At 73.6% G+C, this 6,135-nt stretch carries 6 protein-coding genes; 4 read left to right on the top strand and 2 right to left on the bottom strand.

Annotated elements, in window-relative coordinates:
• Window positions 1–878 (top strand): RICIN domain-containing protein (locus tag ACFC8N_RS33500; protein ID WP_376292328.1); only part of this gene is annotated, 878 nt, incomplete at its 5' end.
• A 180-nt stretch (window positions 879–1,058) separates the two neighbouring features.
• Here the strand turns inward: ACFC8N_RS33500 and ACFC8N_RS33495 are convergent.
• On the bottom strand, window positions 1,059–2,231 hold the full coding sequence (locus tag ACFC8N_RS33495) for a lactate 2-monooxygenase (RefSeq protein ID WP_356029490.1): 1,173 nt from the start codon (window positions 2,229–2,231) through the stop codon (window positions 1,059–1,061).
• A 421-nt stretch (window positions 2,232–2,652) separates the two neighbouring features.
• Here ACFC8N_RS33495 and ACFC8N_RS33490 point away from each other — a divergent pair, with 421 nt between their 5' ends.
• Window positions 2,653–3,087 carry a subtilase-type protease inhibitor gene (locus ACFC8N_RS33490; protein ID WP_362819473.1) on the top strand — a complete coding sequence of 145 codons (435 nt, stop codon included), beginning with the start codon at window positions 2,653–2,655 and terminating at the stop codon, window positions 3,085–3,087.
• A 377-nt stretch (window positions 3,088–3,464) separates the two neighbouring features.
• Here ACFC8N_RS33490 and ACFC8N_RS33485 read toward each other — a convergent pair whose 3' ends face one another.
• Window positions 3,465–4,991, bottom strand: a complete 1,527-nt coding sequence (locus ACFC8N_RS33485; RefSeq protein WP_356029493.1) for an MFS transporter — start codon at window positions 4,989–4,991, stop codon at window positions 3,465–3,467.
• A gap of 212 nt (window positions 4,992–5,203) precedes the next feature.
• On the opposite strand from ACFC8N_RS33485, the gene ACFC8N_RS33480 reads away from it, so the two are divergent.
• Window positions 5,204–5,548: a metalloregulator ArsR/SmtB family transcription factor gene (locus tag ACFC8N_RS33480; RefSeq protein WP_356029495.1), complete on the top strand. Its 345-nt coding sequence runs from the start codon at window positions 5,204–5,206 to the stop codon at window positions 5,546–5,548.
• 6 nt (window positions 5,549–5,554) lie between these two features.
• Window positions 5,555–6,079 (top strand): SRPBCC family protein, encoded by a 525-nt coding sequence (locus ACFC8N_RS33475; protein ID WP_356029497.1) that lies wholly within the window; start codon window positions 5,555–5,557, stop codon window positions 6,077–6,079.
• Window positions 6,080–6,135: the final 56 nt, after the last annotated feature.

Here is a 6,135-nt window from a genome sequence, read left to right as displayed (position 1 = left end):
CGGGCGGACGCCGCCGCGGCGGCGGCAGACCCGGGCTGCTCGACCGGGTCGCCCGGTCCGGCGGGCGCGGCGACGCCGACGGCGAACCGGGCGAACCACGCGCCCGCGCACGGGCGCCCCGCGGCCGGCGGCGCGGCGGCGGCGCGAGCGGACCGCTCGCCCGGACACCGGCGGCCGTGCTCCGGGTGTCCGGCACCGCCGTCTCCTCCCGGACGCTGCTCACCGGGGTCGGACTGGCCTCGGCCGGGCTGCTCGCGACCGTGCTGGTGATCAGCGTGTGGCCGAACGGCGGCGACGGCACCGACCCGGTCGCCTCCACCAGCGCCGTCCCCGGCACCGAGGGCACCTCGGCCGCCGGTTCCGCCGGCGCCCCCGGCACCGCGGGCCTGCCCACGTCCGGCCGGCCCACCCGGCTGCGCAACGCCGACTCCGACCTGTGCCTCGACATCAGGGGCACGCCGAAGGCCGGGGCGGGCGCGGTGCTGGCCGTCTGCTCCCCGGCGGCCACCCAGCAGTGGACGTACGGCACGGACGGGCTGCTGCGCAGCGCGGCCGACTCGGGTCTGTGCCTGGACTCGCACGCCGACGCCGGGGTGGTGCTCCTCGGCGACTGCGCCGCGGAGGGCTCGCAGCGGGCCGCCGACGTGCGCTACGACCGCACCGCCCAGGGCGAGTTGCTGACCCGCTGGGACCGCACCCTGGCCCTCGCGGGCGCCGGCGCGGCCCCGGGCGCCGACCTCGTCGTCAAGGTCCGGGACCGGTCGGCCGGCCAGCGCTGGGTCACCGACACGCCGTCGGCGAGCCCCGGCTCCCTGTCCGTGGCCGGCACGGGCGCCCCCTCCGCACGGCCCGCGCGACCGCCGGAGAAGGACGCCTGACCCCCCGCCGGTGGCGCTCCGCCCGCCACCGGCAACGGCCCGTCAGCGCGCGGCGCCCGGGGTCAGGCCGGCCGCTGACACCCTCCCCGGGCCGGTGTGCCCGGAGAGGGCGAGCGTCAGGCGGAGCCGTGTGCGTTGCGGTGCTCCGGGAGGGTGGGTGGCCGTGCGGCCAACGGGCCGTCAGCGCGCGGGGTCTGGGGCGAGGTCGGCCGCTGACACGCTTCCCGGGTTGGTGTGCCCGGAGAGGGCGAGGGTCAGGTCGAACTCGGCCAGCAGGCACTTGACGACATGCTCGACGCCGGCCTGTCCGTCCAGGCCGAGCCCGTAGACGTACGGCCGCCCCAGCAGCACCGCCCGCGCGCCGAGAGCCAGCGCCTTGAACACGTCGTCGCCGGTGCGCACCCCGCTGTCGAACAGCACCGTCAGCCGGTCGCCGACGGCCGCGGCGACCCGGGGCAGCGCGTCGGCCGCCGCGACCGCCCCGGCCACCTGCCGGCCGCCGTGGTTGGAGACCACCACGCCGTCCATCCCGGCGTCGGCGGCCAGCCGCGCGTCGTCCGGGTGCAGGACGCCCTTCAGGACGATCGGGCCGTCCCAGTGCTCCCGCAGGAAGGCCAGGTCGGGCCAGGACTTGCCCGGATCCCCGAACAGGCCCAGGAAGTGCAGGACCGCCGCGTTCGGATCCTCCTCCACGGGCCGGGCGAGCCCCGCGCGAAAGGCCGGGTCGGTGAAGTAGTTGGCGGTGCCCACCCCGTGCACGAACGGCAGGTACGCCTGGTCCAGGTCGCGGGGCCGCCACGCCAGCAGCTGGGTGTCCAGCGTGACCACCAGCACCGAGAACCCGGCGGCCTTCGCCCGGCCGAGGAAACTCCGGGTCACCTCGCGGTCCTTGCCCCAGTACAGCTGGAACCACCGCTCGGCGTCCCCCATCGCCTGCGCCACCTGCTCCATCGGTGTGCTGGACGCCGACGACAGGATGTACGGCACACCCTGCGCGGCGGCGCCCCGGGCGGCGGCCAGTTCGGCATCGGGATGCATGATCTTCAGTACGCCGACGGGGGCCAGCGCCAGCGGCGCCGGCAGGGACCGCCCGAGCACCTCGGTCGACAGATCGCGCTCGCCGACGTCCCGCAGCATGCGCGGCACGATCCGGCGCCGCGCGAGCGCGGCCCGGTTGGCGCGGGCCGTGCTGCCGTCGCCCGCGCTGCCCGCCACGTACCCCACCGGACCCGGGGCGAGCCGGTGTTCGGCCAGCTCTTCCAGCCGGGTCAGATCGGTGGGCAGCCGGGGCACGGCACCCGTCATCCCGTTCAGATAGATCTCGTACTGGAAGTCGGCCCAGTGCTTCGCCATCCGGCCGTCCGCCTCTCGTCGCCGATGAGATGGGGTACAGGTGCAGCCCGACCATACGGGCGGGTAGCCGGGCGGGCGCCGGCCGGGGCCCGGGGCCGGTGATCACTTCATGATCGCCACATGAACACGAGGAGTCATGAATCGCTTCAACGGCGACCGGGCCGGAGTGTTTCAGGACGATTAACGATGCGGTGATTTTCGGCCATTGGATGGCTCGCAGAGCGTGGAACCCGCTCAGTTCCCGGGTCACGGTGTGCAAATTCCGTGACATCACGCCACTGATTCAACACGAAAGGTTACCGAAACCCATGCGTTCGATGTGTGTTTCGACCGGGGACTCGGCAGAGTGGCGCTCGCCGCTCCGGCGTCCGATCCGGGCACGGGGTGGCACCTCGTCCGATTGAGCGGAAGGATGCACACAATGCGGAACACCGCGCGCTGGGCAGCGGCCCTCGGCCTCACGGCCGCCGCCGTTTGCGGACCCCTGACCGGGGCCGCCGTCGCTGCACCGGGCGCCGCCCCGTCGTCGCTGTACGCCCCCTCGGCGCTGGTACTCACCGTGGGGCACGGCAACGACGCGGCGACGGCCACGCCGGAGCGCGCCGTCACCCTCACCTGTGCCCCCGCGGCCTCCGGCACCCACCCGGACGCGGCCCGCGCCTGCGCGGAACTGCGCGGCACCGGTGGTGACTTCAACGCGCTGAAGCCCGCCGAGGGCGTGTGGTGCACCGAGCTGTACAACCCGGTCGTCGTCACGGTCCAGGGTGTCTGGCAGGGCCAACGCGTCTCCTACGAGCGGACCTTCGGCAACGCCTGCATCAAGGACTCCATCACCGGCGGCGTCTTCGCCTTCTAGGCGACCCGCCTGCCAGGACCGGGATCGCGGGGTACCCGTACGCGCCGGAGCAGGTCCGCAACTGGGGAGTGCGGCCACTGGAGCGGGGAACCAGCGATCTCGTGCCGGGGCCGACGGGCGGAGTGGGGCCGCCCGCCGGCTTCCGGGCACACAGCCGCTCCCCGGGTACGGCCCGTGGGGGGCCTTCCCGGGGAGCGGCGAAAAAACACCGGTTTCAATCAGGGCCGTCGGCACCGCCCTGGAGAGGCGTCTCACATGCCGGACGTTTCGGACACGCAGAGCGACACGGCTGAGGTCCGGCCCGGGGTCAAAACGGGCCGAGGGGCCGCCGTCTCCCTGCTGACGGCGGCCCCTCGGGCTTCATCGGCTTCCGGCGGTCACATGTGGACGACCGGAGCGGCTCCCGCGTCCTGCTGCGGCACCCCGCGCCGGTAGAGCAGGAAGGCGATCAGCGCGCCCGCGGCGAAGAGTCCCGCGGACCACGAGAACGCGGTCGTGTAGCTCTCGACGGTCGCCTGCGCCCGGACCAGCTTGCTGGTGGCGTCGCGGCCGGTCAGGTAATGGGTGGCGGCGGTCGAGGCGAGCGTGTTCAGCAGCGCCGTCCCGATCGAACCACCCACCTGCTGCATGGCGTTGACGGCCGCGGAGGCCACGCCGGCGTCCTCCGCCGCGACCCCGCCGGTGGCCAGCTGCATGGCCGGCGGCATGACCAGGCCGAGCCCGACTCCGATCACGATCAGCTGGGGCAGCACCGCGCTCGCGTAGTGCGCGCCGAGGCCGATGCCGGTCAGCCAGGCCATGCCGGCCGTGGCGATCGCGAAGCCCAGCGGGATGACGGCCTTGGGACCGACGCGGGGCAGCAGCAGGGTGGTGCCCACCTGGGCGGTCACCATCAGCGCGCCGACCATCGGCAGGAACGCCACACCGGTCTTCGTGGGGCTGAAGCCGAGGTTGAGCTGGAGGTAGTAGGTCAGGAAGAGGAACACGCCGAACATGCCCGCGCCGGTGATGAGCACCGCGATGTAGGAGGCGCCGCGGTCGCGGTCGAGCAGGATGCGCAGCGGCAGCAGCGGGTGCGCGGCGCGGGTCTGCCACCAGGCGAAGGCCGCGAGCAGCAGACCGCCGGCGATCAGGAAGCCCCAGGTCAGCGGCGAACCCCAGTGGTGGGTCTCGGCGTTGGAGAAGCCGTACACCAGGGAGAACAGTCCGCCGGCGACCAGGACGGTGCCGGGCACGTCGAGCTTGGCGTTCGCCGCGTCGCGGTGGTTGCTCAGCAGGAGCCAGCCGCCCACGAAGGCGACGACGGCGATGGCCACGTTCACGTACAGGGTCCAGCGCCAGTCGAGGGCGTCGGTCAGCACGCCGCCGAGCAGCAGGCCCACGGCGCCGCCGGCGCCGGCGATCGCGCCGTACACGCTGAAGGCGCGGGCCCGCTCCCGGGCGTTGGTGAAGGTGGTGTTGAGCAGCGACAGCGCGGCGGGCGCGAGCAGGGCGCCGAAGGCTCCCTGGAGGGCGCGGGCGATCACCAGCATGGTGAAGCCGTTCGCGGCGCCGCCGAGCGCGGAGGCCGCGGCGAAGCCGACGACACCGACGAGGAAGGCGGGCTTGCGGCCGAAGAGGTCGGCTATGCGGCCGCCGAGCAGCAGCAGTGAGGCGAACGCGAGGGCGTAGGCCGTCACGATCCACTGCCGGCTGCCGTCGGAGAAGCCGAGGTCGGTCTGGGCGGACGGCAGGGCGATGTTCACGATCGTGGCGTCGAGCACGACCATCAGCTGGGCGACGGCGACGACCGCGAGGATCCACCAGCGCTTCGCCGGGGCCGTGCCCGGTCCGGCGTCCGCACCGGCCTTGTCGATCCCGACGGCTCCGGCGCGGGAGCCCTCGGCGAGGGTCTTCTGGGACATGAACCACTCCAGGGAAGTCGTTCGGGACAGAACTTCGGGACAGGGCAGGGGCATAGCGAACGTGCCGACGTGAACGGCACGTAAACGAAACGGTTTCGTACAGGTCGAGATTAGAACACTCGCTGCGAAACGGCAACGTTTCGCTGGGTGTCGCGCGTCACGTGCGTGTGTATTCCTTGACAGGCATATAACCGGCGACGCATATTCGCTGTATGTCCGATGCAGCGCTCTGGTCCGCCCTCGCCGACCCCCAGCGGCGGGCGATCGTGGACCTCCTGCTGGCCGGCCCCCGGCCGGTCGGAGAGATCGCCGAGGCCTGCGGGCTGAGCCAGCCGAGCACGTCCAAGCATCTGAAGGTGCTCCGCGAGGCGGGCCTGGTCCGGGTCCGGCAGGACGCCCAGCGCCGGGTCCACGCCCTGGACCCGGCCCCGATCGCCGCCCTCGACGCCTGGCTGGCGCCCTACCGCAGGCTGTGGAACAGCAGCCTGGACGCCCTGGGCCGGCGCCTCGACGCGACCTCGGACGACACCCCGCACCCCCCACCACCGAAGGACTGAGACACCATGCCCGTCGACCTCACCGGCACCTATCTCACCCTCGACGACGGCCGCCCCGCCGTCCGGTTCACCCGCACCTACGACCACCCGGTGGACCGCGTCTGGCAGTTCGCCACCGATCCCGAGGAACTGGAGCAGTGGTTCCCGTTCCGCGCCGAGATGGAGCTGCGCCCCGGCGGCACCATCCGCTTCACCGACCCGAAGACGCCCGAGTTCACCGGCACGGTGCTCGCCGTCGAACCGCTGCGGCACCTGTCCTTCGAGTGGGGCGGCGACGAACTCCACTTCGACCTGGAGGCCGTCGGGGAACGGCGCACCCGGTTCACGCTCACCCACGTGCTCGGCGAGACGAACACCGCCGCCCGCAACGGCGCCGGCTGGGAGGTGTGCCTCGCCGCCCTCGACGCCAAGGCACGCGGCGAACGCTTCGAGGGCCCGCATGCCGGGGTGAGCGCGCCCTGGAAGGAGTTCTACGCCGCCTACCTCGACGCGGGCGTGCCGTCCGGGGCGCCGGTGCCGGGGCTGGACTGACGGGGGCGGGCCGGCCGCCGCACGGGGGTGCCCGCGAGTTGCCCGGAGCGCGTGGG

Origin of the sequence: Streptomyces sp. NPDC055966 (assembly GCF_042269865.1) — a bacterium.
GTDB lineage: Bacteria > Actinomycetota > Actinomycetes > Streptomycetales > Streptomycetaceae > Streptomyces.
This window is presented reverse-complemented; position numbering and strand designations above follow the sequence as displayed.

What these genes read in the sequence shown, in the direction of transcription:
- ACFC8N_RS33485 (WP_356029493.1), bottom strand. Translation starts at nt 4,991, where the DNA reads ATGTCCCAGAAGACCCTCGCCGAGGGCTCCCGCGCCGGAGCCGTCGGG.
- ACFC8N_RS33480 (WP_356029495.1), top strand. Translation starts at nt 5,204, where the DNA reads ATGTCCGATGCAGCGCTCTGGTCCGCCCTCGCCGACCCCCAGCGGCGG.
- ACFC8N_RS33490 (WP_362819473.1), top strand. Translation starts at nt 2,653, where the DNA reads ATGCGGAACACCGCGCGCTGGGCAGCGGCCCTCGGCCTCACGGCCGCC.
- ACFC8N_RS33495 (WP_356029490.1), bottom strand. Translation starts at nt 2,231, where the DNA reads ATGGCGAAGCACTGGGCCGACTTCCAGTACGAGATCTATCTGAACGGG.
- ACFC8N_RS33475 (WP_356029497.1), top strand. Translation starts at nt 5,555, where the DNA reads ATGCCCGTCGACCTCACCGGCACCTATCTCACCCTCGACGACGGCCGC.